The organism is Micromonospora sp. NPDC051925, assembly GCF_044548625.1.
GTDB lineage: Bacteria > Actinomycetota > Actinomycetes > Mycobacteriales > Micromonosporaceae > Micromonospora.
On record NZ_JBIUCH010000012.1, the window covers coordinates 56,450 to 83,175 of the forward strand.

At 72.9% G+C, this 26,726-nt stretch carries 24 protein-coding genes; 7 read left to right on the forward strand and 17 right to left on the reverse strand.

From position 1 onward, the window contains the following. Positions 1–8 precede the first annotated feature (8 nt). The 8 genes from ACIG87_RS17795 to eno all read right to left on the reverse strand — a co-directional run bounded on the left by ACIG87_RS17795 (position 9) and on the right by eno (position 6,107). Positions 9–188, reverse strand: coding sequence for a hypothetical protein (locus ACIG87_RS17795; RefSeq protein WP_396851594.1), 180 nt, complete (start codon positions 186–188; stop codon positions 9–11). 171 nt (positions 189–359) lie between these two features. After that, on the reverse strand, positions 360–563 hold the full coding sequence (locus tag ACIG87_RS17800; protein WP_396851595.1) for an Arc family DNA-binding protein: 204 nt from the start codon (positions 561–563) through the stop codon (positions 360–362). 139 nt (positions 564–702) lie between these two features. Beyond that, positions 703–1,632, reverse strand: a complete 930-nt coding sequence (locus ACIG87_RS17805; RefSeq protein WP_396851821.1) for an exopolyphosphatase — start codon at positions 1,630–1,632, stop codon at positions 703–705. A gap of 8 nt (positions 1,633–1,640) precedes the next feature. Beyond that, positions 1,641–2,924 carry a hypothetical protein gene (locus ACIG87_RS17810; protein WP_396851596.1) on the reverse strand — a complete coding sequence of 428 codons (1,284 nt, stop codon included), beginning with the start codon at positions 2,922–2,924 and terminating at the stop codon, positions 1,641–1,643. Positions 2,925–3,068: 144 nt separating this feature from the next. After that, on the reverse strand, positions 3,069–3,575 hold the full coding sequence (locus ACIG87_RS17815; protein ID WP_396851597.1) for an amino-acid N-acetyltransferase: 507 nt from the start codon (positions 3,573–3,575) through the stop codon (positions 3,069–3,071). 1 nt (position 3,576) lies between these two features. Further along, on the reverse strand, positions 3,577–4,134 hold the full coding sequence (locus ACIG87_RS17820) for a DUF501 domain-containing protein (RefSeq protein WP_396851822.1): 558 nt from the start codon (positions 4,132–4,134) through the stop codon (positions 3,577–3,579). 34 nt (positions 4,135–4,168) lie between these two features. Beyond that, a complete protein-coding gene (locus ACIG87_RS17825; protein WP_396851598.1) occupies positions 4,169–4,792 on the reverse strand; it encodes a septum formation initiator family protein in 624 nt (207 codons plus the stop codon). Positions 4,793–4,823: 31 nt separating this feature from the next. After that, positions 4,824–6,107, reverse strand: coding sequence for a phosphopyruvate hydratase (eno, locus tag ACIG87_RS17830; protein WP_396851599.1), 1,284 nt, complete (start codon positions 6,105–6,107; stop codon positions 4,824–4,826). A 221-nt stretch (positions 6,108–6,328) separates the two neighbouring features. Between eno and ACIG87_RS17835 the strand changes: the two genes are divergently transcribed. Both ACIG87_RS17835 and ACIG87_RS17840 read left to right on the forward strand, forming a co-directional pair. Beyond that, positions 6,329–7,021, forward strand: coding sequence for a hypothetical protein (locus ACIG87_RS17835; protein WP_396851600.1), 693 nt, complete (start codon positions 6,329–6,331; stop codon positions 7,019–7,021). Continuing rightward, positions 7,018–8,061 carry an NAD(+) diphosphatase gene (locus ACIG87_RS17840; RefSeq protein WP_396851601.1) on the forward strand — a complete coding sequence of 348 codons (1,044 nt, stop codon included), beginning with the start codon at positions 7,018–7,020 and terminating at the stop codon, positions 8,059–8,061. The genes ACIG87_RS17835 and ACIG87_RS17840 overlap by 4 nt, the downstream gene beginning before the upstream one ends. 104 nt (positions 8,062–8,165) lie before the next feature. Here the strand turns inward: ACIG87_RS17840 and ACIG87_RS17845 are convergent, their stop codons facing one another. From ACIG87_RS17845 to mfd, 4 genes are all read right to left on the reverse strand, one after another. Further along, positions 8,166–9,785 carry a DUF885 domain-containing protein gene (locus tag ACIG87_RS17845; RefSeq protein WP_396851602.1) on the reverse strand — a complete coding sequence of 540 codons (1,620 nt, stop codon included), beginning with the start codon at positions 9,783–9,785 and terminating at the stop codon, positions 8,166–8,168. A 207-nt stretch (positions 9,786–9,992) separates the two neighbouring features. After that, positions 9,993–10,976, reverse strand: a complete 984-nt coding sequence (locus ACIG87_RS17850; protein ID WP_396851823.1) for a nucleoside triphosphate pyrophosphohydrolase — start codon at positions 10,974–10,976, stop codon at positions 9,993–9,995. Further along, complete coding sequence (locus ACIG87_RS17855; protein ID WP_396851603.1) at positions 10,973–11,758, reverse strand: hypothetical protein; 786 nt, start codon at positions 11,756–11,758, stop codon at positions 10,973–10,975. The genes ACIG87_RS17850 and ACIG87_RS17855 overlap by 4 nt, the downstream gene beginning before the upstream one ends. A 225-nt stretch (positions 11,759–11,983) precedes the next feature. After that, the gene (gene mfd, locus ACIG87_RS17860; protein ID WP_396851604.1) at positions 11,984–15,622 is read right to left on the reverse strand and encodes a transcription-repair coupling factor; all 3,639 of its coding nucleotides are present in this window, start codon (positions 15,620–15,622) and stop codon (positions 11,984–11,986) included. Between the two features lie 136 nt (positions 15,623–15,758). Between mfd and ACIG87_RS17865 the strand changes: the two genes are divergently transcribed. Further along, positions 15,759–16,667 carry a helix-turn-helix domain-containing protein gene (locus ACIG87_RS17865; protein WP_396851605.1) on the forward strand — a complete coding sequence of 303 codons (909 nt, stop codon included), beginning with the start codon at positions 15,759–15,761 and terminating at the stop codon, positions 16,665–16,667. A gap of 280 nt (positions 16,668–16,947) precedes the next feature. Beyond that, a complete protein-coding gene (locus ACIG87_RS17870; RefSeq protein ID WP_396851606.1) occupies positions 16,948–17,859 on the forward strand; it encodes a cyclase family protein in 912 nt (303 codons plus the stop codon). 114 nt (positions 17,860–17,973) lie between these two features. On the opposite strand, the gene ACIG87_RS17875 is transcribed toward ACIG87_RS17870, so the two are convergent. After that, positions 17,974–18,282 (reverse strand): hypothetical protein, encoded by a 309-nt coding sequence (locus tag ACIG87_RS17875; protein WP_396851607.1) that lies wholly within the window; start codon positions 18,280–18,282, stop codon positions 17,974–17,976. A gap of 204 nt (positions 18,283–18,486) precedes the next feature. On the opposite strand from ACIG87_RS17875, the gene ACIG87_RS17880 reads away from it, so the two are divergent. Next, positions 18,487–18,711 carry a winged helix-turn-helix domain-containing protein gene (locus ACIG87_RS17880; protein WP_396851608.1) on the forward strand — a complete coding sequence of 75 codons (225 nt, stop codon included), beginning with the start codon at positions 18,487–18,489 and terminating at the stop codon, positions 18,709–18,711. Here ACIG87_RS17880 and ACIG87_RS17885 read toward each other — a convergent pair. Beyond that, positions 18,705–19,742, reverse strand: a complete 1,038-nt coding sequence (locus tag ACIG87_RS17885; RefSeq protein ID WP_396851609.1) for a S66 peptidase family protein — start codon at positions 19,740–19,742, stop codon at positions 18,705–18,707. The two genes, ACIG87_RS17880 and ACIG87_RS17885, sit on opposite strands and share 7 nt — an antisense overlap. 388 nt (positions 19,743–20,130) lie before the next feature. Between ACIG87_RS17885 and ppc the strand changes: the two genes are divergently transcribed. Continuing rightward, complete coding sequence (ppc, locus tag ACIG87_RS17890; protein ID WP_396851610.1) at positions 20,131–22,917, forward strand: phosphoenolpyruvate carboxylase; 2,787 nt, start codon at positions 20,131–20,133, stop codon at positions 22,915–22,917. A gap of 91 nt (positions 22,918–23,008) precedes the next feature. Here the strand turns inward: ppc and ACIG87_RS17895 are convergent, their stop codons facing one another. Next, entirely contained in the window at positions 23,009–23,797 is a 789-nt protein-coding gene (locus ACIG87_RS17895; RefSeq protein ID WP_396851611.1) for a hypothetical protein, read from the reverse strand. A gap of 53 nt (positions 23,798–23,850) precedes the next feature. Here ACIG87_RS17895 and ACIG87_RS17900 point away from each other — a divergent pair, with 53 nt between their 5' ends. Further along, a complete protein-coding gene (locus ACIG87_RS17900; RefSeq protein WP_396851612.1) occupies positions 23,851–25,002 on the forward strand; it encodes a DNA recombination protein RmuC in 1,152 nt (383 codons plus the stop codon). Between the two features lie 155 nt (positions 25,003–25,157). On the opposite strand, the gene ACIG87_RS17905 is transcribed toward ACIG87_RS17900, so the two are convergent. Then, on the reverse strand, positions 25,158–25,607 hold the full coding sequence (locus ACIG87_RS17905; RefSeq protein ID WP_396851613.1) for a hypothetical protein: 450 nt from the start codon (positions 25,605–25,607) through the stop codon (positions 25,158–25,160). A gap of 91 nt (positions 25,608–25,698) precedes the next feature. Then, entirely contained in the window at positions 25,699–26,682 is a 984-nt protein-coding gene (locus tag ACIG87_RS17910) for a 4-hydroxy-3-methylbut-2-enyl diphosphate reductase (protein ID WP_396851614.1), read from the reverse strand. Positions 26,683–26,726 lie beyond the last annotated feature (44 nt).

Here is a 26,726-nt window from a genome sequence, read left to right on the forward strand (position 1 = left end):
CGAGCCTGTCAGACGTAGAGCTTCCGAAGCTCGCGGGCGACGTCGGCGACCTCAGTCAGCACGCCGCTCGCCACCGACATCACCAACGCCTCCGCCTGATCCACGTCGACGTCCCTGATCACCTCGTCGTTGAGGGCGAGAAACACCCGGGCGAGACGCTTGTTCCCGTCGAGCAGCGCGTGGTTCATACAGATCGGCGGCCGCCTTGCCCCACAGGTCCGGATAGACCTCCTGGCCGAACGCCACGGTGCCCGGACGGAACGCCGCAGAAGAGAGCAACCCGGGGTCGCGAACCTGGGGCACGTCGCCCAGGACCACCGAGGCGATCTCCATCAGATCCTCGACGTCGAGGTAGTTGATCACTGCGCCAACCGGCGGAGCAGTTCGGCGTCGCGCTCGGCGACGTCCCGGGCAAGCTCCCGCACCCTGGCCCGCCGGCTCCGGGCGGCGACATACTCCTCGACCGCCACCACGATAGTGGCGTTCATCGACCTGTGCTCCTCGTCGGCCAGCTCCTTGAGCCGCTCGTGGAGTCCGTCCGGGAGATCGACCGTGGTAACCATTATGGAGAACATACTGCCCGTGGCCAGGGCGCGGATCGGGTTCTGGGGCATCGCCGCAGACGCCACCCGCCACGCAGGCGAGGCGGTACCGTTCGGCCGGTGGATCCCGAGGGATCAGCCTCGACGCCGACCGGACCCGCTACCGCAGGCTCCAGGCGATGCCGTCGAGGATGTCGTGCTCGGAGGCGACCACCGAGGACATTCCGGCGCGCTCCATGATGACGCGGAGCACCAGGGCGCCCGCCCCGATCACGTCCGCCCGGCCGGGGTGCATCACCGGGATCGCCAGCCGCTCGGCGGCGGTCTTCGCCAGCAGGTCGGCGGTCACCTCGGCCACCCGGGCGTACGGCACCCGGGCGTGGTGGATGCGCTCCGGGTCGTGCTCGTGCAGGCCCTGGGCGATCGCGACCACGGTGGTGACCGAGCCGGCGAGGCCGACCAGGGTGGCGGCCTCGCGGCCGGGGACGACGGCGAGCGCCCGGTCGACGGCGGCGGCGATGTCGGCCTGCGCGGCGGCCACCTCGTCGGCGGTCGGCGGGTCGCCGTGCAGGTGCCGTTCGGTCATCCGGACACAGCCGATGTCCACCGAGAGCGCCGCCTGGACGCCGCCGGTGCGGGTGCCCACCACGAACTCGGTCGAGCCGCCCCCGATGTCCACCACCAGGTACGGCGGCTCCGCGTCGGCGGGCAGCCCCCGGACCGCCCCGGTAAAGGAGAGCCGGGCCTCCTCGTCGCCGCTGACCACCTCGGGCGCGACGCCGAGGGTCTGCTCGACCATGGCCCGGAAGTCACCCGCGTTGGAGGCGTCCCGGGACGCCGAGGTGGCACACATCCGGACCCGGTCGACGCCCTGCTTCTCGATCTCGGCGGCATAGCCGGCCAGCGCCACCCGGGTCCGCTCGATCGCCTCGGGGGCCAGCCGGCCGGTCCGGTCGACGCCCTGGCCGAGCCGGACGATCTCCATCCGGCGGGCCAGGTCGACCAGCGGCGCCTGCGGCCCGGCCGACGGGTCGGGCAGGTCGGCGACCAGCAGACGGATGGAGTTGGTCCCGCAGTCGATGGCGGCCACACGCGTCGTCACGGCAGCAACCCTACGGCAGGTGTCGACGCCACCGGGCCGGGCGGCGACGACCGCCGTCGCCGGAACCGACGCCGCAGCAACCAGGGCAGCACACCGAGCAGGAGCAGCAGGACCACCAGCGGCGTACGCCACCACGGGGGCACCGTCACCGGCGGCGCGTCGGGCGGCGCGGAGACCCACGGGCGGGCGGTCTTCGACCAGGCCAGGAAGGCGTCCCCGATCGGGAGCAGCCCGAAGGCGTACCGTCGGGTGTGCGGGGTGTCCAGCGGAAAGCCGACCAGCTCGCCGTAGTTGGCCAGCGCCCCGGCCAGCGCGTCGTCGCCCTGCACCTGGGCCGCGCCGAGGGTCACCACGGTGGCGGAGAAGCTCACCCCGAGCGGCAGCGGCCCCGAGTCGACGTCCCCCGGGCCGTCCAGACCGCGCGGGTACTCCCGCACGGCCGGGCCGAGCCTCAGCGGGAACACCACGAATTCGGTGCGGAACCGCAGGTACTGGTCGCGGGCGAAGGCCGGGTCGACCTCCGGCAGGAACCGCTGGATGACGCTCTGCGAGGTGCCCCGGGCCACCTCGGCCGGCTCGCCGGTGACCGGGTCGGCCCGGTGCGGCAGCAGGCCGGTACGCGGGTCCAGCCGCTGTCGTACCCCGTCCAACCAGCGCCGGGCAGTCCGGTCGAAACGCGGCGGCAGCAGGTGGTCGTGCAGCCGGAGCGAGGCCATCGCCACGGTGGAGTCGACCGGCCACGCCTGCCCCGGGTAGGCGACCAGGTACGGCGAGGCCGAGGCGTCGAACGCGGCGGCCAGGGCGGTTGAGGCGGCGGCGAACCGGCGCACCTCGGCCGGGTCGCGGTGCTGCGCCGGTTGCAGGGCGAGCACCCCGCCGCGCAGCCAGTTCGTCCAGCCGGCGTGGAAGACCCCGTACGCCGGGGTCAGGTCGGGGCTGAACGGGGCCGTCCCGGCCGGTGACTCCAGCCGGGTCAGCGCCCAGCGTGCCTCGCGCAGCGCCGCGTCCCGTTCCTCGGACGGTTGCCGCAGGCCGGTCTCCACCCACGCCAGCCCGTACAGCGCGTGGGCGAAGAACCAGCCCTCCGGGAACATCGCCTGGGCGTCCTCGCCGGCACCGTCGTCGAGCGCGGCGCGCAGATAGCTGAGCTGCCGGTCCACTCCGGGCGGCTGGCGGGAGACGCCACCGGTCGCCGGGGCGATCAACCGGGCCACGCCGACGAGGGCGAGGAGACTGACCAGGGCGGCGAGCAACGCGCTTGTCCGGCGCACGATCGTCACCAGCCCAGGATGGCGGGACGGGTCAAGGGCGGAACGGGTCCGTCCACTCGGGACCGCCCACCGCCCACCGGCCACCGGCCCTGGCCCAGCCCGGCTCAGCTCGGACCGGCCAGGCTCGGACCGGCTTGTCGGTTGTCGGCGGCCCTACAGCCGCAACAGCATCCGGGTGTTGCCCAGGGTGTTCGGCTTGACCCGTTCCAGGTTGAGGAACTCGGCGACACCCTCGTCGTAGGAGCGCAGCAACTGCTCGTAGACGGGCTGCGGCACCGGGGCACCGTCGATCTCGGTGAACCCGAACGCGCCGAAGAACGCCGTCTCGAAGGTGAGCACGAAGATCCGGGCGATGCCCAACTCCCGGGCGACGTCGATCAGTTCGGTGACGATCCGGTGGCCGAGCCTGCGCCCCCGGCAGGCCGGGTCGACCGCCACGGTACGGATCTCGGCGAGGTCCTCCCACATCACGTGCAGCGCGCCGCAGCCGACCACCGTGCCGTCGCCGGCCACCGCGACCCGGAACTCCTGTACGTCCTCGTACAGGGTGACGGTGGCCTTGCTGAGCAGCCGCCGGTCGTCGGTGTAGGTGTCGATCAGCCGCCGGATGCCGCGTACGTCGCCGGTGCGGGCCCGGCGGACCACGATCTCGTCGGTCATCTCACTGCGCCGCCGGCAGGTCCACGCACGGCCCGGCGGCCCACCACTTCTCCACCAGGGCGAGCGTCTCGTCGCCGAACGGGTTGACCCCCGGGCCGGCGCCGAGCGCGTGGCCCAGGTGCACGTGCAGGCACTTCACCCGGCCGGGCATCCCACCGGCGGAGATGCCGGCGATCTCCGGCACCTGGCCGATCGCCGCCCGGCGGGCCAAGTAGTCCTCGTGCGCGGCCCGGTACCGGTCGGCCAGCTCCGGGTCCTCGGCGAGTCGCTCGGCCATCTCCTTCATCAGCCCGGCCGACTCCAGCCGGCTGCACGCCGCCGTCGCCCGGGGGCAGGTCAGGTAGAACAGCGTCGGGAAGGGGGTGCCGTCGGCCAGCCGGGGGGTCGTCTCCACCACGTCGGGCAGGCCGCACGGGCAGCGGTGGGCCACCGCCCGGGTGCCCCGGGGCGGGCGTCCGAGCTGCGCAGCCACCGCGGCCAGGTCGGCCTCGGTGGCCGGCTGGTGCTCCGGCAGGGGTACGGAGTCCGCCGCCGGGTCCTGCGGTGGTACGACAGTCACGGTGCCCATCTCTCGTTCGGTACGCGGGTGCTGCTCACTGGTCCGAGGCATCGCCGTTCGCCGCCTGGACGCTCGACCACAGGGTGTCGTACCAGGGGGCCGCGGTCCTGGGTGGGGTCGACGGCCGGCCACCGTTGGCGTCCCGGGCCGCGCCGGACGCGTCGTTGAGCACGATCACCGGGGTCTCGCCCGGCGTCACCATGTAGAACCGTTCCCGCGCCTTGATCTTGATGTATTCCTTGTCCTGCCACTTCGCCGCCTCGGCGGAGAGGTTGGCGATCTGCTCGCGCTGGGCGGCCTGGCTGGCCTCCATCCGCTCGATGTCGACCTGCTGGTCCAGGTAGACCCGGACCGGATAGGTGTACGCCAGGGCGAGCGCGAGCAGCACCGCGAAGAGGACGGTGGCCCGCCCGGTGAACCGTCGGGGGTGGGGTGCGGTGAGCCGCCGGATGGTGCCGCCGGCCGCCGTCCGGCGAGCCGCCGCGGGGCGGTTCGCCGAACGTACCCCGTCGGAGGTCCGCGACCGGGCCGTGGTGGCCCGCGTATCGGCGCGGACCCCACCGTCGCGCAGCGGCGTCCGGGCGCCCCGGGCCCCGCCCGGCCGACCGGTCGGTCGGCGGGCCGGGCGTTGGCCACCCGGTGTGCGGCGCTGCTGCATCGTCACACCCCTCCCCCGAGGTTGCGGTGGGTCAGGCCGAACGGTAGCGCGGGAACGCGCCGATGCCGGCGTACCGCGCCGCGTCGGCCAGCTCCTCCTCGATCCGCAGGAGCTGGTTGTACTTGGCGACCCGGTCGGAACGGGCCGGGGCACCGGTCTTGATCTGGCCGCAGCCGGTGGCGACCGCCAGGTCGGCGATGGTGGTGTCCTCGGTCTCGCCGGAGCGGTGGCTCATCATGCACTTGAAGCCGGCCCGGTGGGCCAGGTCCACGGCGTCCAGGGTCTCGGTCAGCGAACCGATCTGGTTGACCTTGACGAGCACGGCGTTGGCGGACTTCTCGGCGATGCCCCGGGCGATGCGCTGCGGGTTCGTCACGAACAGGTCGTCGCCGACGATCTGGATCCGGTCGCCGACGGCGGCGGTGAGGGTCGCCCAGCCGCTCCAGTCGTCCTCGGCCAGCGGGTCCTCGATGGAGACGATCGGGTAGTCGCCGATGAGCTTGGTGTAGTAGTTGCTCATCTCCTCGGCGCTCTTCGCGGTGCTCTCGAAGGTGTAGGTGCCGTTGTCGAAGAACTCGGTCGCGGCCACGTCGAGGGCGAAGACGATGTCGGTGCCCAGCCGGTAGCCGGCCTTCTCGACCGCCTCGGCGATCAGGTCCAGCGCGGCGGCGTTGCTGGGCAGGTTGGGGGCGAAGCCGCCCTCGTCACCCAGGCCGGTGGAGAGGCCCTTCTTCTTCAGCACCGACTTCAGCGCGTGGTAGACCTCGGCACCGGAGCGCAGCGCCTCCCGGAAGCTGGGGGCCCCGATCGGGGCGATCATGAACTCCTGGACGTCGACGTTCGAGTCGGCGTGTGCCCCACCGTTGAGGATGTTCATCATCGGCACCGGCAGCAGGTGGGCGTTCGGGCCGCCCAGGTAGCGGAACAGGCTCAGCTCGGCGCTGCCGGCCGCCGCCTTGGCCACCGCCAGCGAGACGCCGAGGATGGCGTTCGCGCCCAGCTCGCCCTTGTTGTCGGAGCCGTCGAGGTCGAGCATCTTCTGGTCGATCAGCCGCTGCTCGCTGGCCTCGTAGCCGATCAGCTGGTCGACGATCTTGTCCTCGATGTTGGCGACCGCGTTCTCGACGCCCTTGCCCAGGTAGCGGCTCTTGTCACCGTCGCGCAGTTCGACCGCTTCGAAAGCGCCGGTGGAGGCGCCGGAGGGTACGGCGGCGCGGGCGATCGTGCCGTCGTCCAGCCCTACCTCGACCTCGACCGTCGGGTTACCCCGTGAGTCGAGAATCTCCCGGGCGACGATTCCCTCGATGGTTGCCACTGAGTCGCTCCTCGTTCGTGTGTGCGAATCCGGTATGGGCCGCGACGGTGCGGCTGAGGCAGGTGTTGAACGCAGCGTATCGGGCGATGCCCGGACCCACGGCGTCCGGGCACACGTAGCCGACCCCTAATCAGGCCACCGAGACGGACATTCCCGGATTCTCACCCCTCAACCGGCAACCGGTTTGCGCCCGGTGGACTCGATCGACCACGCTGGTCGGCATGCCCGCCGTCTCGACCACCCTCCGCGTGCTCGCCGTGTCGGTCATCACGTCGCTCACCGTCACCGGCTGTCAGACCCTGGACGACGCCGAACGCGCCCTCGGCCGTGCCGATCTGGTCAACGATCTCGCCACCCGGCTCGACGAGTCACTGGTCCGGACCTGGACCGCCGAGTACCGGCTCCCCGGCGGCCGGACCATCACCATCGCCCAGGAGAAGGAGCCGGCCCGCTCCGCGTACACCTGGACGGCCGGCAAGATCACCGTCTCCGAGCAGGCCATCACCCGGTGCGAGACCACCGCCGGGCGGACCGCCTGCACGGTCGTGCCGCCCGTGCTGATGTCCGGCAAGGCCGCCGTCCCGCTCTTCACCGAGGCCCGCAAGCTCGGGCTGGTCACCCCGCCCGCGGTCATCGGGCTGCTCACCGATGCCGCCCTGGACCCGCGGGCCCAGGTCACGCAGACCGACACCACGATCACCGGGCACCACGCCACCTGCGTCGAGGTCCGACGCGACGCCGGGGACTTCGACGCCTGCGTCACCAGCGAGGGCGTGCTCGGCAGCTTCACCGGTGTCCTCGACGGCCAACCGGTCGAACTGGCCCTGGACCGCTACACCGACTCGGTGGCCTCCACGGCGTTCGACCTGCCGGCCAACGCCGGGGTGACGGACCGCCGCCCGGCGTCGTCGTGACCACGCCACCGCCCGGAGGTCCCGCGACCGCGACCGACGGCCTCGCCGACCCATCGCCCCCGACGCATGAGCCACCCGGCACTGCGCTCCCCCCGCCGCACCAGCCACCTGGCGCGGGGTTCCGGCCCGGCGCGGACGCCACCGTCGCGCCCGCCCCGGACGACCTGGCGCTGGTGGTGGCCGGTCGCCGGCTCCTCACCACCCACGATGGCGGCCTGCCCCGGGTCGGTGAGCTGCCGGCGGTGACCGAGTGGGTGCCGCTGGGCACGCTGGACGGCGTGCCGGCCTGGGCGGCGGAGACGGCCGACCCGACCCGAGCAGCCGACCCGACCCGAGCAGCCGACCCCGCCCGAGCAGCCGACCCGAGCCGAGCAGCCGGATCAGGCCGAGCAGCCGGGGGCCGGGAGGCAGCCGGGGGCGAACGGTTGCCCGGCCGGTGGCGGAGTTGGCGGGCGCTCGCCGCCGAGCTGCCCGAACCGCTCGCCACGCTCGCCGGGCGGGCGCTGGCGGTGGTCACCTGGCGGCGTACCCACCGTTGGTGTGGTGCCTGCCGGGCGGCGTTGGCCGAGGTGCCGGGCGAGACGGCCCGGCGCTGCCCCGACTGCGACCTGTACGTGCCGCTGCGGCTCTCCCCGGCGGTGCTCACCGCGATCACCCGTCCCGGCCCGACCGGTGGCCCCACCGAGCTGCTGCTGGTACGCCACGCGTCCGGCCCGACCGAGCTGTGGGCGCTGGTCGCCGGTTTCGTCGAGGCCGGCGAGTCGCTGGAGGCAGCGGCCCGCCGGGAGGTCACCGAGGAGGTCGGACTCGACCTCGGCACGATCGCCTACTTCGGCAGCCAGCCCTGGGCGATCTCCGGGCCGGGGGTGCTGCTCGCCGGCTTCACCGCCACCGCCGCCGATCCCACCGCCGAGCCGGTGGTGGACGGGCGGGAACTGGTCCAGGCCCGCTGGTTCCCGGTGGACGCGTTGCCGGCGGAGCTGCCGCCGGCGTACTCGATCTCCCGCTGGCTGATCGACGCCGTCGCCGCCCGCGCCTGACCCGCTCACACCCGGCCGGGCAGCTCGGAACTCGGGCATGCCTGCTCCGAAGCCGGGCGGGTGGGATCGGGCGGCCCGCTCCGGCCCGGGTGGGTGGGATCGGCTCAGACGCCGAGCAGGGTGCGGAGGTGGCGCGGGGGTGGGCAGTCGTGGGCGAGCATCGCGTCGTGCCACTCCCGCACCGGCACCTCGACCGGGCGGGACGCGGCGATGTCGGCCATCTCGCTGTAGCCGACGAAGTACGTGGAGAGCTGGGTCGAGGTGAGCAGCGCCCGCCGCCACTTGCCGGCCGCCTCGCCCTCCTCCTGGAAGCCGCGCCCGGTCATCAGCGCCAACGCGTCCGCCTCGGGCAGCCCCTCGCAGTGCACCAACTGGTCGAGCAGCGCGTTGATGGTCATCCGAAGCTGCATCTTGAGCTGCTGTAGCCGTACCGGCAGGCCGCCGAAGCCGAGGCCGGCCATCAGCTCCTCGGCGTAGACCGCCCAGCCCTCGATGAACACCCCCGACTGGGTGAGCGCCCGGACCCGGGTGGGGCCGGTGTACCGGCGGGCGTGGGCGAGCTGGAGGAAGTGCCCCGGCATCGCCTCGTGCACGGTCAGGTTGCGGATCATGTGGTCGTTGTACTCACGGTAGAACGACTCGACCCGGTGCGCCGGCCAGTCCGCCGGGGTCGGCGCGATGCAGTAGAAGGTGGGCAGGTCGGCCGTCTCCAACGGGCCGGGCGAGTCGCAGTACGCCACCGCGACGCCCCGGGCGAACTCCGGCATCTCCTGGATCACGCACGGATCATCGACCAGGCTGACCAGGTCGTGGGCGCGGACGAAGTCGCTGGCCTCGTCGAGGCTGACCGAGGCGAGGTCCACGATGGAAAGGTCGTCGGGGTGCTCGGCGGCGAGCAGGTCCAGCGCCCGGCGTACCGTCTCGTCGTCGGCCGGGCCACCGACCAGCTCGACGGCCGCCGCGCGGATCTCGGCGGTGACCCGGTCCAGGTTGGCCCAGGCCCGGCGCTGCACCTCGGCCGCGCCCAGCTCGGTGTCGAGGGTGTGCCAGAGCCGGGCCTCCCAGCGGCGTCGCCCCAGCCGGGGATCCCGCCCCGCCCCGGTGTCGGCGGCCAGCCCGGCGCGCAGCCAGCCGACGAACTCGTCCAGCGCGGCGATCGCCGCCGTCGCCGCCGGCCCGACCGCACCGTCCAGCGCGGGGGCTTGGGCGAGCAGCAGCGGCACCTCGTCACGGATCAACGCGGCGGCGCCGACGAACTGCCCGACCGCCGTCTCGGCGTGGATCCGGGGCATGTCGCGCAGCGTCGCACGCGCGGTCGCCAGCGCATCGGGTACGGCGGTCAACCGGCCGACCAGGTGGGTCAGCCGCTCCTCCACCGGGGCGTACGGGCGGGCGAGCAGGGCATGCAGCAGCGGGCCGGGGTTGTGTCGCAGCGGATCCCACTCGTACGCCCGGATCTCGCTCGACTCGAACAGTTCCCGGTCGACCAGAGCGCTGAGCAGCCCGTGGTCGACCTGCTCCTCGACGTCGAGTGAGTCCGCGTCGACCTCGGCGAGGGCGTCGGCCGCCTCCTTCAGCATCACCCGGTCCGCGCCGACCGCCTCGACGGAGAGGTCCGGCAACCGGTCGTCGTAGCGGTGGTCACCGCTCGACGTGGCAAGCCCCGGCCGGCTCTCCAACAATGCGTCGACAACCCGCTCGGCAAGCGCCACAAAGAAGGACACCCCCCGACCCTACCCACCCCCACACCCCACCCCACCCCTGCGCCACCCCACCCCACCCCCGCCCCGCGCCGCCCCGCACCGCCCCGCCCCGGTGATCAAGAGGTTTACGTCAAGGATCGGCGCGGGCCTGACGTAAACCTCTTGATCAACTCAACGAGCTGGAGGTTCGGGGTGGGGGGTCAGGGGTGGGGGGTCAGGGGTGGGGGGTCAGGGGTGGGGGGTTTCGGCGGTGCGGAGGGTGGTGGCGTGGGAGAGGGTGGTGCGGCGGAGGGCGGCTTCCGGGTCGAGGCCGGCTCGACGGGCGTCCGCCACGGTGGTGAGCAGGGCGGCGCCGAGGCGTGACTCGGGGTCGGGCTGGGTGTCGGGGGACGGGAGGGGGACGGTCAGGCCGACCCGGCCGGCCCGGTCCAGGATCTTGGCGGCCAGGGCCAGGGCGGGCTGGCTCAGGGCGATGCCGTCGAGCACCGACGCGCGGGCCTTCTCGGCCCGCTTGATCTGCTCCCAGCTCGCCTCGATCTCCTCCAGCGTGCCCGTCTCGGCGCCCGCGAAGACGTGCGGGTTGCGGCGGACCATCTTGTCCACCAGGCCACCGGCCACGTCGTCGACGTTCCACCGCTCGTCCTCGGGCAGGTCCTCCGCGAGGCGGGCGTGCAGTAGCACCTGGAGCAGCACGTCGCCCAACTCCTCGCGGAGCGCGTCGGTGTCGTCGGCGCTGATCGCGTCGTACGCCTCGTAGCACTCCTCGATCAGGAAGCCGGCGAGGCTGCGGTGGGTCTGCGCCCGCTTCCACGGGTCGCCTCCCGGGGAGGCGAGCCGGTCCATCACCTCGACCGCGTCGAGCAGCCGGGCACCGGGTGGATCCCACGAGCCGTACATCAGCTCCAACTCGGCCAGTCCCGGCTGTCGGGCCAGCCGCAGGCCCAGCTCCCGGGCCAGGGTCTCGTCGCCGGTCGGGCCGGCCAGCCAGACCGCCGTACCGTGGACCGCCACCGCGTCCAGCAACGCGCCGGTGGCCCCGCCGGACACGACGGTGACCTCGACACCCGCCGCGCGCACCGCCGTGGCCTGGGCGCTCTCCGCGCCGGTCAGCACCGGCGCGGAGCGGAGCACGTCCCAGGCGGCGGCGGTCAGCAGACCGGCCGGCAACCGGGGCGAGGTGACCAGCAGGACGATCCGGTCGGACGGGCTCAGGAGGCCACCGGCCCCTGCGCCCCGGTCGGGCTGGTGACCGGCTCGGGGGTCGACACGTCGGTCACCGGGCCGCTGGCGTCGATGTACGGCAGCGCGTAGAAGACCAGCTCCTGGCCCTTGTTGACCCAGGCCGGGACGCCCAGCGGCCGGTACCGGGGGTTGACCTCGACGTCGGCCTTGTCGGCCTGCTCCTCCAGCGCGGCGCTCAGCGCCGAGGCGCTGCGGACGAAACCACCGTCACCGAAGAGCTGCCGCACCTCGGCCACCGACAGGCCCGCCTCGATACCACCGGTCTTCTCGATCGCGTGGTAGACCGCCATCACCGACTCGTCGCTCAGGTCGGCCGGCGGCAACTGCTGGCTGAGTACGGCGAACAGGTCCGCCCACTCGCCCCAGAGCTTCGCGTACTCGGCCTGCGCCGGCATCTGGAGCTGCTCGGCCAACTGGTCCGGGGTGATCTGGTCGGGGACCTGGAGGCCCTTCTCGGCCACGACCCGCTTGCCCAGGTCGATGCTGACCAGCAGGTTCACCACGTCCTGCCGGGTCACCCCGGCACGTAGCTGCTCGGGGGCGGGGGTCTGACCGGCCTGGGCCGCGCCCTGGCGTACCGCCTCCGCGTACCGCGTCTGCGCGTCCGCGTAGATCGCATCGACCCGATCGACCGAGTAACGACTGTCGCCGATGTATGCGGCCACATCCGGAGATGCCTTGCCGCAGGCGGTGAGGGAGAGGACACCCAGTGCCGCGACACTGGCGGCGGCGATGAGACGGCGTGCGCGCATGACGGTCACTCTCTCATGCCTGCCCGGGTGCTGTGACGCCGCCCACCGCGGGTACACGCCACCCCACGAACCGTGCCGCCCTGCCGATGACCCGGGCCGCCACACCGTGACCCGCGCACGATGACCCCGGGCCACCCACACCGTGACCCGCACCACCCGACGACCCGGGCCACCCACGGCCCACGCCGCCCACGGCCCGCGCTGCCCCGCGCGGGCGCGTACCGCTCACGCCCGCGCCCCCGCGAGCGGCGCCGGCTCGCCGAGGACGTCGGAGAGCAGTTGGCCGCACCATTCCAGCAGTGCCTGGTCGCGCAGCGGCTCACCGCCGATCCGGCGGGTGCTCGGACGGGGCACGCTGACCTGTTCGGTGGCCTGCTTGTAGACCGAGTCCGGGTGGTAGCGCTTGAGCCGCAACTGCTTCGAGTCGGGCAGCGGCAGCGGCCCGAACCGCAGGTGCCTGCCCTGCATGCTGACGTCGGTCAGGCCGTACCGGCGGGCCAGCAGCCGGAACCGGGCCACCGCGACCAGGTTCTGCACCGGGGCGGGCGGCTCGCCGTAGCGGTCGGTCATCTCGGCCACCACCTCGCGCAGCCGCTCGTCGTCCCGCGCCTCGGCCAGCTTGCGGTACATCTCCAGGCGCAGCCGTTCCACCCCGATGTAGTCGTGCGGCAGGTGGGCGTCGATCGGGAGGTCGATCTTGACGTCGGTCTCGGACTCGGTGCTCTCGCCCTTGAACGCCGACACCGCCTCGCCGACCATCCGGACGTACAGGTCGAAGCCGACGCCCTCGATGTGCCCGGACTGCTCGCCGCCGAGCAGGTTGCCCGCGCCCCGGATCTCCAGGTCCTTCATCGCCACGTACATGCCCGCGCCCAGCTCGGTGTGCTGGGCGATGGTCGCCAGCCGCTCGTGCGCGTGCTCGGTGAGCGGCCTCTCCGGCGGGTAGAGGAAGTACGCGTACGCCCGCTCCCGGCCCCGACCGACCCGGCCCCGGATCTGGTGCAGCTGGGCCAGGCCGAGCAGGTCGGCCCGCTCCACGATCAACGTGTTGGCGTTCGGGATGTCGATGCCGGACTCCACGATCGTGGTGCAGACCAGGACGTCGAACTCCTTCTCCCAGAAGCCGACCATCACCTTCTCCAGGGCGTCCTCGCCCATCTGCCCGTGCGCCACCGCCACCCGCGCCTCGGGCACCAGCTCCCGCAGCCGCCGCGCCGTCCGGTCGATCGACTCGACCCGGTTGTGCAGGTAGAAGACCTGCCCGTCGCGGAGCAGCTCGCGGTGGATGGACGCGGCCACCTGCCGGTCGTCGTACGACCCGACGAAGGTCAGCACCGGGTGCCGTTCCTCCGGTGGGGTGGCGATGGTCGACATCTCCCGGATGCCGGTGATCGCCATCTCCAGCGTCCTCGGGATCGGGGTGGCCGACATGCTCAGCACGTCGACCGAGGCGCGCAGCGTCTTCAGGTGCTCCTTGTGCTCGACGCCGAACCGCTGCTCCTCGTCGATGACCACCATGCCGAGAGACTTGAACCGGGTGGCCGTCTGGAGCAGCCGGTGGGTGCCGATGACGATGTCGACGGTGCCGTCGGCGACCATCTCCAGCGTCCGCTCGCTCTCCTTCGGGGTCTGGAACCGGGACAGCTGCCGGATGGTCACCGGGAACTGGCCCATCCGCTCGGCGAAGGTGTTGTAGTGCTGCTGCACCAGCAGCGTCGTCGGCACCAGCACCGCCACCTGCTTGCCGTCCTGCACCGCCTTGAACGCCGCGCGGACGGCGATCTCGGTCTTGCCGTACCCGACGTCCCCGCAGATCAGCCGGTCCATCGGGACGGTCTGCTCCATGTCCCGCTTGACCTCCTCGATGGCGGCCAACTGGTCGGGCGTCTCCTGCCAGGGGAAGGCGTCCTCCAGCTCCCGCTGCCACGGGGTGTCGGGGCCGAACGAGTGCCCCTTGGACGCCTTGCGCGCCGCATAGAGCTGGATGAGCTGGGCGGCGATCTCCTTGACCGCCTTGCGGGCGCGGGCCTTGGACTTCTGCCAGTCGGAGCCGCCCATCTTGTGCAGGGTGGGCTGCTCGCCGCCGACGTAGCGGGAGAGCTGGTCGAGCTGGTCGGTGGGGACGAAGAGCCGGTCGCCGGGCTGGCCGCGCTTGCTCGCCGCGTACTCGATGACGAGGTACTCGCGGGACGCGCCGTTGACGGTGCGCTGCACCAGCTCGACGTACCGGCCGATGCCGTGCTGCTCGTGCACGACGAAGTCGCCGGCCTTCAGCTCCAGCGGGTCGATGGTGTTGCGTCGCCGGCTCGGCATCTTGCGCATGTCCCGGGTGGAGGTGCCCCGACCGCCGGTGACGTCGTTGCCGGTGAGCAGCACGAACTTCGACGCCTCGTCGACGAAGCCGGCGGTCAGGCAGCCGCAGGAGACCAGCACCTCGCCGGGGGCCGGGGCGGCCGGCACCTGCTCGGTGAGCCGCGCGCCCAGGCCCGCGTCGCGGAGCACCTCGACGGCCCGCTGAGCGGGACCGTGCCCCTCGAAGACCAGCGCGACCGACCAGCCCTCGCCGGTCCAGCGCTTCAGGTCGTCGACCACCCGGCCGGTCTCGCCGTGGTAGAGCGGGGCGGGCTGGGCGGCCAGGCTCACCGCGATCGCGTCGTCGGGGGTCACGTCGACCTCGGCCGGGGCGTCCTCCCACGGCTGCCGGGCCGGCGCGGTCGCGTCCGTCTCCACCAGCCCGAACGGGGACAGCGTCCACCACGGGCAGCGCAGGGCGCGGGCGGTGGCGCGTACCTCGGCGAGGCTTTTGAAGGCGGCGGCGCCGAGGTCGACCGGCGCCTGGCCGCCGACGGCGGCTGCGGCCCAACTGGCCTGGAGAAACTCCTCCGAGGTACGGACCAGGTCGTGCGCCCGGGTGCGGATCCGCTCCGGGTCGCACAGCAGTACGTGGGTGCCGGCCGGCATGGTGTCCACCAGCAGTTCCAGGCTCTCGCTGCCGAGCAGCGCCGGCACCAGCGACTCCATCCCCTCGACCGGGATGCCCTCGGCCAGCTTGTCGAGGATCTCGGCCAGCTCCGGGTGCTCCCGTCCCAGGGCGGCGGCCCGCTCGCGCACCGACGGGGTGAGCAGCAACTCCCGGCAGGGCGGTGCCCAGAGCATCGGCACGCCCTCGATCGTCCGCTGGTCGGCGACGGCGAAGGTACGGATCTCCTCCACCTCGTCGCCCCAGAACTCGACGCGCGACGGGTGCTCGTCGGTGGGCGGGAAGACGTCCAGGATGCCGCCGCGGACGGCGAACTCGCCGCGCTTGGTGACCAGGTCCACCCGGGCGTACGCCATGTCGGTGAGCTGCCGGGCGGTCTCCTCCAGGTCCGCCTCCTCCCCGGCGGCGAGCCGTACCGGCTCCAGGTCGCCCAGCCCCTTGAGCTGCGGCTGGAGCAGTGACCGGACGGGCGCCACCACGACCCGCAGCGGGCCGGTGCGGCCGTGCGCGTCGGAGGACTCCGGATGCGCGAGCCGGCGCAGCACGGCCAGCCGCCGGCCGACCGTGTCGGAGCGGGGCGAGAGCCGCTCGTGCGGCAGCGTCTCCCAGGACGGGAAGACCGCGACCTGCTCCGGTGGGAGCAGGCTGCCCAGCGCGGAGGCGAGGTCGTCGGCCTCCCGGCTGGTGGCGGTCACCGCGAGGACCGGACGCCCCGCACCACCGCCGGCCTCGTCGACCGCGACGGCGGCGACGGCGAACGGGCGCAGTGCGGCCGGGGCGGTCAGGTCGAGCCCGTCGACCTGGGCGGCACCGGAGCGCGCCAGGTCACGGGCTCGGGCCAGCCCGGGATCGGTCAGGGCGGCGGTGAACAGTCCGGTGAGCATGCGTGATCTCTTCCCGCGGATGGCACACGACGATCACCCCTCGCCCGGTCTGGACGGGGGGTCTACGGATTCGACACTATCTCTTCGGGGGAAAGATCGGCCGCCAGGCTGGTCGGCGAGCACCTGGGAGAACCGAATGCCCGAGGGAACCGGCAGCGATCCGCGCCGCAAGACCACGCCCGCCCGCTGGCGGGTGCTCGGCCACCCGGACGGGATCCTCGTCTACCAGGTCCGGTGCATCGTCGAGAACCACGGCTGGACGCAGACCGTCGCCGACGACAGGTACAAGGTGGTGCTGGGCCGCTCCGGCGCGTCCCACCACCGGATCAACGGCCGTCCGGTGCTCGTCGACCCCACCTCGGTAATGATCACCCGTCCCGGTGACGAGCAGGCGGCAGCGCACCCGTACGGCTGCGGCGACTCGTACACCTGCCTGGAGATCGACCGGGAGGTGCTGGCGGACCGGCCGGACGGGGCCCGCTGGCTCGACCGGTCCGGCTGGGACGGCCACTCGGACGCCTCCCTGGACCTGGCGCACCGGTTGCTGGTGGCGGAGTCCCTGCGTGGGCTGGACCGGTTCGAGATGGCCGAGCGGCTGCACCGGTTCCTCGGCCGGTTGCTCCAGCACAGCGCCCTGGCCGGGGACGACGCCGGGGCCGAGATCGACCGCGCGGTACGGCGGCGACCGGCGACGATGGCCGCCCACCGACGCCTCACCGACCGGGCCCGCGAGGTGCTGGCCACCTCGGACTTCACCCTGGGTCTCGCCGAGGTCGCCCGTGCGGTGGGTGCCTCGCCGCACCACCTCAGCCGGGTCTTCCAGCGGGTCACCGGCAGCAGCCTCACCGCCTACCGGAACCGACTGCGGGTCCGGGCGGTGCTGGACACCCTCGCCGAGCCGGACGGTCCCCCGCTGGGCCGGGTGGCCAGCGACTACGGCTTCACCGACCAGGCGCACCTGACCCGGGTGGTCCGGGAGCAGGTCGGCCATCCGCCGGCCCGGCTGCGCAAGCTGCTCGTCCCGAACCAGCCGGCCGCCGACTGACCGCGAATCCGAGCACATTTTTACAAGAATGGATGCCACCCCGAAGGCGAGGATTGATCGCGTCAGCCCGGAACGGTCGCCGGAGAGGCGGCCGGACGGGGGGGCACGCGGGCCCGTTCGGGGGGGCCCGACACCCCCTGCCGGGCCCCGGGTGGCCCACCTCGCGGCAACCCCGAAGGTGCCGTGCAGCCCCCTGCACGGCACCTTCGCCCTTCTCGGTCGTGCCGGGGCCGTCGGACGGGATCTTGACCGGGTACGCCGGGCGTGGTGCGGTGAGGTCATGACGAGGCAGCACCGGGCACAGTTCGACGCGGAGATCACCTTCGCCAACGGTGGCGGGTTGCGGACCGAGGGCTTCCGGCTGGACGTCCCGGCCCCGGACATCACGGATGACGCCCTGGCCACGCTCCTGGTCCGGCACCTCGGGCTGCTCATGGTGGCCGGGGTACGGATCAGCGAAAAGACGATCATCGAGGAGGCGCACAAGGGTGGCCGGGGCGTGGCCGCCGCTGCCCCCGGTCGGCGGCGGCTGGTCGAGTTGAGCCACCTGATCACCGACGGGATGACCACGCTGCCCGGTTGGCCGGTCCCCCGGATCACCGACTGGCTGACCCTGGAGGCGTCCCGGGCGCACTACGCCCCCGGCGTCGAATTCCAGGTGGCCCGGATCGACATGATCGCCAACACCGGCACCTACCTGGACACCCCCGCGCACCGCTGGGCCGACGGGGCCGACCTGGCCGGCGTCCCGGTGGACCGCCTCGCCGACCTGCCCGGGGTGCTGGTCAGGGTGCCGGCCGGCACCCGCGCGGTGGACCCGTTGCTGCTGGCCCCGTACGAGGTCGCCGGGCGGGCGGTGCTGCTGCACACCGGCTGGGACGCCCACTTCGGCACCGACCGGTACGCCACGCCCGACGCGCCCTATCTGACCGGCGAGGGCGCCGAGGCGCTGGTCGCGGCGGGTGCCGCCCTGGTCGGCATCGACTCGATCAACATCGACGACATGACCCCGGCCGCCGCCGGTGAGCGCCCCGCACACAGCGCCCTGCTCGCCGCCGGCATCCCGATCGTGGAGCACCTGACCGGCCTGGACGCGCTACCGCCGGCCGGCTTCCGGTTCACCGCCGCCCCGCCCCGGGTGGCCGGCATGGGCACCTTCCCGGTCCGCGCCTTCGCCACGATCGACGGCTGAACAGCCGCCTGCTCGCCGATCCGGCGTCGATCATGGCCGCTCGGCAGGCGCTCAGACGGGTCGGCGGGCGCGTTCAGGCGGGTCGACACCCCCTCGGGCAGGTCGGGCGGGTGCTCAGGCGGCTCGGGCCGAGCCGAGGCCGAGCCGGTTCACCAGCCGCTGGGACAGGTGGGTCAGCGCACGTGACTGCGCCAGGTCGATCGGCCAGCGTTCGACGTCGGAGCCGGCGGAGAGTTCCAGCAACAGGCCGGACGGCGGGGTCGGACCGACGTCCATCCGCCACAGGCCGATCCTGACCTGGATGATCTCGTCGCCCCGGACGGCCGTGCCGATGAGCCGGGACAGGTGCAGATCGTTCGGCCCGGCGCAGGCGGGGCCGGGCAGACACCAGGGCGGATGAACGGGGTTCGGTAGGTTGCTCATGGGCCGGGGTCCTTTCCTGGTCAAGGCCCGGGGAGCGGAGTGCCAGCTCCACCCCGGGCCGCCCTGTTGGTGATGCTCAACCGGTTGCGAGCCAAGTGAGCGAACCCAGCCTATAGCCGAACGTCGACATTGTCGACACTGTCGACGTTATAGACGCTGTCAACTTGCGGTGATCTACTTGGCCCTGCGAGCCAGGGAGACACCATGAACACACCCAAATACGAACAGGTGGCATCAGCCATCCGCGATCAGATCCACGCCGGAAAACTGAGACCGGGTGACCAGTTACCCACGACCAAGGGCCTCATCGAGACGTACGGGGTCTCCTACGGCTCGGTCCGAACCGCCCTGCTCATCCTCAAGGCCGAAGGGCTGATCGAGGGAAAGCAGGGCGAGGGCGTCTACGTCCGGGACGGGGGCCGTCAGTAGCGCACCATGATTCGGCGTTCGATCGCGTCGACCACGATCTCCCCGCCGTGCGGCACGATCAGCTGTGGGTCGGTGTGGCCCAGGTCGACGTCGAAGACCACCACCGGATTCGGGTGGTAGGCGGCCAGCGCCCGGGTGACGGCAGCCCGCTGGGCGGCAGCCCAGGCGAGCCGGTCGGCCACCGGCAGCGGGCGGGCGAAGTCCCACGCCTTCGGGCGGCCGACCACGATCGCCGGGAACCCGCCGAGCAGTCCCCGCTCCCCCAGGTTGCGCATCATCCGGAAGACCTCCCGGGCGTCGGGGAGTTCGTTGGAGGTCTCGACGACCAGCACCGAGCCGGCCAGTTCGGCGGCCGACGGAACCCGGTCGGTGGCCATCAGCCAGTGCAGGATCTCCAGGCAGCCGCCCCAGGTGCGCCCCCGCACCACGGTCGACGGGCCCTGCCAGCGCCAGCCGGTGCCGGGGAACATCACCGGTTCCCGGGCCAGCGCGGCGGGATCGCGCCAGTCGCCCGGTTCGTCGCCCCACTCCGGCGCGGGCGTCAGCTCGTACCAGTCAGAGGTGAACAGGGCGGCGCGCAGCGAGTCGAAGGTCAGCGGGTGCGGTGCGCCGGGTCGGCCGAGGTGCACCAGCACCGAGCCGCCGTGGTAGGCCACCATCCCCAGCCGGTACAGGTGATTGAGGATGTTGGTGTTGTCCGAATAACCGAAGTACGGCTTCGGGTTGGCCCGCAGCACCGCGTCGTCCAGGTACGGGGTGACGGTGATCAGGTCGTCCCCGCCGACGGTGGCGAGCACGGCGGTGATCGTCGGGTCGGCGAAGGCGGCGGTCAGGTCACCCGCCCGGTCCCGGGGGTCGGCCCGGGTCTGCCGGGTGGTCGGGTACTCCACCGGTTCCAGGCCGAACTCCTCGCGGAGCCGGCGCAGGCCCAGCTCGTACACGTGCGGGAAGAGACCCGGCAGGCCGGCGGAGGGGGAGACCACCGCGACCCGGTCGCCCGGTCGCGGCTTGGGCGGGTAGCTCGGCGGCATGCCTCGACGCTACCGGCACCCACCGGGCGCTCATGATCGTCTACGCCTCAGCGGCAGAGCTGACGGCGTGTCGAGTCGCCCACGCCTAGACGATCAAGAGGGGGTCCGGTTAGCCGGCAAGGATAACTTCGACTGGCGTTCCGCCCGCTGGCCCCTGGCCGGGCTGCTGGTCTGGGCTGCCCTCGGGGTGCTCGGCCTGCTCACCGCCGCCCTGGTCCGGGGGCGGCGGGCCGCACCCGGCAGGGCCGAACCCGGCAGGGCGTGGCGAGTGGCATACCGGGCGTGGGGAAGGTGACACACCGAACCCCTTCCTTTCGGACCGGGCCGCGCGGATACCATCCAGGGAGTCGGACAGCGCTGTCCTTCGTACTCGGGTAAGGAGCGCACGGTGACCGACCAGCATGATCACGACGGGCCCGACGCCGCCCTGCGGGCCGACATCCGCCGGCTCGGCACCCTGCTCGGCCAGACCCTGGCCCGCCAGGAGGGTCGGCCGCTGCTCGACCTGGTCGAGGAGATCCGCGCCCAGGTACGCTCCGACGCCCCGGCCGCCGCGCAGCGCCTCGGTGGGCTCGACGTGACCACCGGCACCAAGCTGGCCCGCGCCTTCTCCACCTACTTCCACCTGGCCAACATCACCGAGCAGGTGCACCGGGCCCGGGACCTGCGCCGCCGCCGGGCGATCCAGGGCGGCTGGCTGGACCAGGCGGCCAAGATGATCGCCGAGCGCGGGGTGCCGGCCGAGGAGATCGCCGCCGCCGCCCGCCGCCTCGCGGTACGCCCCGTCTTCACCGCCCACCCCACCGAGGCGGCCCGCCGGTCGATCCTGTCCAAGCTGCGCGCCATCGCCGACGAGCTGGACGCCGAGACCGCCAACGCCATCCTCTACGGCGCGAGCGACGAGGGCCCGGCCAACCGCCGCCTCGCCGAACTGCTCGACCTGATGTGGCAGACCGACGAGCTGCGCCTGGACCGGCCCGACCCGACCGACGAGGCCCGCAACGCCATCTACTACCTGCGCGACCTGTACGCCGAGGCCGCCCCGCAGGTCCTCGACGACCTGGCCGACACGCTGCGCACCCTCGGCGTGGAGACCTCGCCGACGTCCCGCCCGCTGACCTTCGGCACCTGGATCGGCGGCGACCGGGACGGCAACCCGTTCGTCACCCCCGTCGTCACCCGGGAGGTGCTGCGGATCCAGCACGAACACGGCATCGCGGCCACCGAGGCGGCGATGGAGCACCTGGTCAACGAGGTCTCCGTCTCCCGCCGGCTGCGCGCCGTGTCGCTGGACCTGTCGGCCAGCCTCGCCGCCGACCTGGACGCGCTGCCCGAGGTGGCCCCCCGGTTCCGTCGGGTCAACGCCGAGGAGCCCTACCGGCTCAAGGCCCGCTGCGTGAAGGCGAAGCTGGCCAACACCCGGGAGCGGCTGCGCGCCGGCACCCCGCACGTGCCGGGCCGGGACTACCAGGGCTCCGCCGAGCTGGTCGCCGACCTGGACCTGCTGCGCGCCTCACTGGCCCGCAACTCCGGGCAACTCACCGCCGTCGGCCGGCTGGCCTCGACCATCCGGACCGTCTCCGCGTTCGGCCTGCACCTGGCCACCATGGACGTCCGGGAGCACGCCGAGAAGCACCACGAGGTGCTCACCCAGCTCTACGCGGCGGTCGGCGAGGTGTCGGACTACCCGGCGCTGACCCGCCTGGAGCGCACCAAGCTGCTCGCCGACGAGTTGACCGGCCGCCGGCCGCTGTCCGCCCTGGACACCCCGTTGACCGAGGGGGCGCGCAAGACGTTCGACGTCTTCGGGACCATCCGCGAGGCGCAGGACCGGTTCGGTGGCGAGGTCATCGAGTCGTACATCATCTCGATGACGCTCGGCGTGGACGACGTCCTCGCGGCGGTGGTGCTGGCCCGGGAGGCCGGTCTGGTCGACGTGCACACCGGGCGGGCCCGGATCGGCTTCGTACCGCTGCTGGAGACCCCGGCCGAGCTGAACTCCGGCGGTGAACTCCTCGACGAGCTGCTGTCCCTGCCGGCCTACCGGGCGCTGGTGGCGGCCCGGGGCGACGTGCAGGAGGTGATGCTGGGCTACTCCGACTCCAACAAGGAGGCCGGCATCACCACCAGCCAGTGGTCCATCCACCGGGCCCAGCGGGCGCTGCGCGACGTGGCCGCCCGGCACGGTGTGCACCTGCGGCTGTTCCACGGCCGGGGCGGCACGGTCGGGCGCGGCGGCGGCCCCACCCACGAGGCCATCCTGGCCCAGCCGTACGGCACCCTGGACGGTGCGATCAAGGTGACCGAGCAGGGTGAGGTCATCTCCGACAAGTACACCCTGCCCGCGCTGGCCCGGGAGAACCTGGAGCTGACCGTGGCCGCGGTGCTCCAGGCCACGCTGCTGCACACCGCGCCCCGGCAGCCCGCCGAGCAGCTGGAACGCTGGGACGCGACGATGGACGTGGTCTCCGAGTCGGCCTTCCGCTCGTACCGGGGGCTGGTGGAGGACCCGGACCTGCCGGCGTACTTCTGGGCGTCCACGCCGACCGAGCTGCTGGGCGCGCTGAACATCGGCTCCCGGCCCGCGAAGCGGCCGAACACCGGGGCCGGCCTGGGCGGACTGCGGGCCATCCCGTGGGTGTTCGGCTGGACGCAGACCCGGCAGATCGTGCCCGGCTGGTTCGGTGTCGGCTCCGGCCTCGCCGCCGCCCGTGCGGCCGGTCTGGAGGACGTGCTGGCCGAGATGAACCGCAACTGGCACTTCTTCCGCACGTTCCTGTCGAACGTCGAGATGATGCTGACCAAGACCGACCTCAGCATCGCCCGCCGGTACGTGGAGACGCTGGTCCCGGAGCAGCTGCACCCGATCTTCGACAAGATCGAGCAGGAGTACGAGCTGACCAAGCAGGAGGTGCTGGCGGTCACCTCGTCGCCGGCCCTGCTGGAGAACTCGCCGGTGCTGCAGCGCACCCTCGCGGTGCGGGACACCTACCTGGAGCCGCTGCACCACCTCCAGGTGGCGTTGCTGCGGCAGTACCGCGACTCCGGCGCCGCCGGCCGGGCGGTGGCCACCGCACCGGGTGGCCGGCGCGCTCCCAGCGACGGTACGGCCCTGGAGCGCGCCCTGCTCACCACGGTCAACGGCATCGCCGCCGGGATGCGCAACACCGGCTGAGATTGCCCGGAAGGGGCCCCTGCCGACGCGTTCCGTACGCGGCAGGGGCCCCTTCCGCGTCCGCTCACCACCCGACGGGGCAGCCCCGACGTCAGAAGTCCCCGCCGCCGAAGTCGCCACCACCGAAGCCACCGCCGCCGAAATCACCGGCGGCACCGAAATCGCCGGCGCTGCCGAAGTCACCCGCGCTGCCGAAGTCACCGGCAGTACCGAAGTCGCCGCCGAAGTCGGTGCCGTCGCCGAAGCCCTCCTGGTAGCCGGCGTCGTAACCGGGGTCGGCGAAGGCCAGCGAGAAGAGCGCGTCGGCGATCAGCATGCCGCCGACCACGCCGACCCCGGCCCCCAGCGCGGTCTTCCACCAGGGCGTCGAGTACCAACCGGACGGCACCGGCCGCCCCTGGTAGCGCCCGCCCGGGTAGTAGTACGGCGTGTCCCGACCGGGCTGCGGACCGGCCCTGAAGGTCTGCCCCTGCACGTCCACCTGGCGTTCCCGGGTGATCTCCCCGGTGCCCTGCGCGGCGGCCAGCGGGGGCAGCTCCGGCCCCGGGTCCAGGCCGAGCGCCACCCGGGCGGCCCGCGCGTAGGCGAGCCCCTCCAGGGCGGTCTCCCGGGCCAGCCGGAACTGGTGGACGGTACGGGCCTGCTCCAGCTGGCTGCCCGCCGCGTTGTACCGCTCCCCGGCGTCGACCAGGGCCTGGCGTACCGCCGGCGCGTCGCCGTGCAGGTTCATCACCTGACCGCCGAGGCGTTCGTACCAGCGTTGGGCGTCGGCGCGGACGTCGGCGAGGCTGCGCGCCTCCCGGGCCGCCTTCTCCTGCCGCCACCAGACGAACCCACCGGCCAACAGAGCGACCAGGATCGCCACGAGCAGAAAGTCCATCCTACGAACGTACCCGGGGGCGTCGAGTCGTACCCGTTTGGCAAGCTCTGGTGATGGACTTCTCGACGCTGGCCGTGGTGGTGGTCTGCCTCGCCGCCGGCGGGGCGGTGGGTTGGTACACCGCCCGGTCCCGGTCGGCCACCGAGATCGCCCGGTTGGAGGCCACGCTGGCCGCCACCCGGGAGGGCGAAGGCCGGTTGGAGCAGTCGATGCGCGCCCTGAGCTACGAGGCGACCGCCCAGTCCCAGGAGGCGGTGGCCCGCGCGGTCGCCCCGCTGCACGACACCCTGCGCCGGTACGAGGTGCGGGTGGGCGAGCTGGAACGGGACCGGGTCGACGCCTACGCCGAGCTGCGCGAACAGGTCCGCTCGATGGGTGCCGTCTCCAGTGAGCTGCGAACCGAGACCAAACAGCTGGTCGCCGCGCTACGCGCCCCGCAGGTACGCGGGCGCTGGGGCGAGCACCAGCTCCGCCGGATCGTCGAGGCGGCCGGCCTGCTGGAGCACTGCGACTTCAATGAGCAGGTCACCGCCGCCACCGACCACCAGGGGGTCCGGCCCGACCTGGTGGTCCGGCTGCACGGCGGGCGGACGGTGGTGGTGGACGCCAAAGCGCCCTTCGACGCCTACCTGACGGCGATGGAGGCGCGCGACGAGCGGGGCCGCAACAGCAACCTCGACCTGCACGCCAAGCACCTGCGGGGGCACGTCGACGCGTTGGCCGCGAAGACCTACTGGGCGGCGTTCGACGACAGCCCGGATTTCGTGGTGCTGTTCGTGCCGGCCGATCCGTTCCTGGACGTGGCGTTGCAGCGCGACCCGACGCTGCTGGAGCACGCGTTCGCCCGCAACGTGGTGCTGGCCACCCCGGCCACCCTGGTCGCGCTGCTGCGTACGGTGGCGTACTCGTGGCGGCAGGAGGCGCTGGCCCGCAACGCGGTGGCGGTGCACTCGCTGGCCCGTGAGCTGTACGGCCGACTGTCCACCCTGGGCGATCACGTCGGCAAGCTCGGCACCTCGCTCGGCAGCGCGGTGACGGCGTACAACCGGGCGGTCGGTTCGTTGGAGGCGCGGGTGCTGGTCAGTGCGCGCAAGCTGGCCGAGCTGGGCGTCTCCGACCAGGAGCTGACCGCGCCCGCCCAGGTCGAGCTGGCCCCCCGCCAACCCCAGGCCCCCGAACTGCTACCCAGCGACGAGCGTCCCTAGCCCACCGCCGCGCGCTCCACCTGCCCCGCGCGTTCGTCGGCCGGGCCCGGCTCGCCATATCGCCCCACGGCGGTGTCGGAGCGGCCGGATACCGCCATGTCGGCGACATCGAGTCGATCGCGCGGACGTGGACGTCGGTGCGCGAGGCGGGCAGGTCAGGAGCGACGGGCGGACTCCACCACGAACGGGACGCCCTGCTGGCAGGTGCTCATCAGGTCGGGCTGGGCCCGACCGGTGACGCTGACCCTGGCTCCCGCGACGAGCACGTCCTTGGGGCCGCCGACCAGTTGGTGACCGTCGAGCAGCAGGCAACCCGGCTCGACACCCGACTCGACCGTGCCGGTCAACTCGGTCGCACCCGCACCGGGCGGTACCTTCGGCCCGCCGGCCGGCAGCTTCGGCCCGCTGGGCGGCACCGAACCGGCGGGTGGCGCGGACGGGGCCACGGTGGCCGACGGCACGGTGGCCGGTGGGGTGGCCGAGGCCGTCGGGGAGCTGGTCGGCGTGGCCGGGGGGCCGGTGACGTCGGCACCGTCCCCGCCGCCACAGCCGGCGAGCGCCACACCGGCGGCCAACACGACGAACGCCATCCGAGGAGTTCTCATAACCACTGGGACGCACCCCCACCCGTGATCCGTTCCGTGCGGCCGGCATCGATCTACGAGTGCCCATCGACGCGCCGGCCACGGCGGCAGGTCAGCCGCGGGCGGCGGCCTTCATGTCGCGCTTGAGTTCCTGGGGCAGCGAGAAGGTCAGCCGCTCGTTGGCGGTGACCACCTCGTCGACGTCGGTGAAGCCCCGCTCGGCCAGGTACGCCAGCACCTCCTGGACCAACTCGTCCGGCACGCTCGCGCCGGAGGTCAGACCGACCGTGCCGGCCCCGGCCAGCCAGGCGTCGTCGATCTCGTGGGCGAAGTCGACCAGGTGCCCGGCGCGGGCCCCGGCGTCCAGGGCCACCTCGACCAGGCGTACCGAGTTGGAGGAGTTGCGGGAGCCGACCACGATCACCACGTCGCAGTCGGGGGCGATCTCCTTGACCACGTGCTGCCGGTTGGAGGTGGCGTAGCAGATGTCGTCGCTGGGGGGCGACTGGAGCAGTGGCAGCCGGGTCTTGAGCCGGGCCACCGTCTCCAGCGTCTCGTCCACCGACAGGGTGGTCTGGGAGAGCCAGACGACCTTGCTCGGATCACGCACGGTGATCTTGTCGGCGTCGTCGGGGCCGTCGACCAGCTGGATATGGGCGGGAGCCTCACCGGCGGTGCCGATGACCTCCTCGTGCCCCTCGTGGCCGATCAGCAGGATGTCGTAGTCCTCGGCGGCGAACCGCTTGGCCTCCTGGTGCACCTTGGTCACCAGCGGGCAGGTCGCGTCGATCGCCTTGAGCGAGCGCGCCTTCGCCTGCTCGTAGACCTCGGGGGCGACGCCGTGCGCGGAGAAGATGACGGTGGCGCCCTCGGGCACCTCCTCGTTCTCCTCCACGAAGATCGCGCCCTGGCCCTCCAGGGTCTGCACCACGTGCTTGTTGTGCACGATCTGCTTGCGGACGTAGATCGGAGCGCCGTAGAGCCGGAGCGCCTCCTCGACGGTCTGCACCGCCCGGTCCACCCCCGCGCAGTAGCCGCGGGGCTTGGCCAGGAGCACGCGCTTGCCGGTCTTGGGGGTCGCCTCAGCCTCGGTCACCCGCCCATCGTACGTGCCGGCATCTCCGACGGCAGTGGCTGCGA

Bases quoted from the DNA above. Each gene is read 5' to 3' on its own strand.
- ACIG87_RS17885 (WP_396851609.1), bottom strand. From the start codon at position 19,742: ATGCCGCCGAGCTACCCGCCCAAGCCGCGACCGGGCGACCGGGTCGCG.
- ACIG87_RS17865 (WP_396851605.1), top strand. From the start codon at position 15,759: ATGCCCGAGGGAACCGGCAGCGATCCGCGCCGCAAGACCACGCCCGCC.
- ACIG87_RS17835 (WP_396851600.1), top strand. From the start codon at position 6,329: ATGCCCGCCGTCTCGACCACCCTCCGCGTGCTCGCCGTGTCGGTCATC.
- ACIG87_RS17800 (WP_396851595.1), bottom strand. From the start codon at position 563: ATGGTTACCACGGTCGATCTCCCGGACGGACTCCACGAGCGGCTCAAG.
- ACIG87_RS17875 (WP_396851607.1), bottom strand. From the start codon at position 18,282: ATGAGCAACCTACCGAACCCCGTTCATCCGCCCTGGTGTCTGCCCGGC.
- ACIG87_RS17825 (WP_396851598.1), bottom strand. From the start codon at position 4,792: ATGCAGCAGCGCCGCACACCGGGTGGCCAACGCCCGGCCCGCCGACCG.
- ACIG87_RS17895 (WP_396851611.1), bottom strand. From the start codon at position 23,797: ATGGACTTTCTGCTCGTGGCGATCCTGGTCGCTCTGTTGGCCGGTGGG.
- ACIG87_RS17905 (WP_396851613.1), bottom strand. From the start codon at position 25,607: ATGAGAACTCCTCGGATGGCGTTCGTCGTGTTGGCCGCCGGTGTGGCG.
- ACIG87_RS17900 (WP_396851612.1), top strand. From the start codon at position 23,851: ATGGACTTCTCGACGCTGGCCGTGGTGGTGGTCTGCCTCGCCGCCGGC.
- mfd (WP_396851604.1), bottom strand. From the start codon at position 15,622: ATGCTCACCGGACTGTTCACCGCCGCCCTGACCGATCCCGGGCTGGCC.
- ACIG87_RS17870 (WP_396851606.1), top strand. From the start codon at position 16,948: ATGACGAGGCAGCACCGGGCACAGTTCGACGCGGAGATCACCTTCGCC.
- ACIG87_RS17815 (WP_396851597.1), bottom strand. From the start codon at position 3,575: ATGACCGACGAGATCGTGGTCCGCCGGGCCCGCACCGGCGACGTACGC.
- ACIG87_RS17855 (WP_396851603.1), bottom strand. From the start codon at position 11,758: ATGCGCGCACGCCGTCTCATCGCCGCCGCCAGTGTCGCGGCACTGGGT.
- ACIG87_RS17880 (WP_396851608.1), top strand. From the start codon at position 18,487: ATGAACACACCCAAATACGAACAGGTGGCATCAGCCATCCGCGATCAG.
- ACIG87_RS17795 (WP_396851594.1), bottom strand. From the start codon at position 188: ATGAACCACGCGCTGCTCGACGGGAACAAGCGTCTCGCCCGGGTGTTT.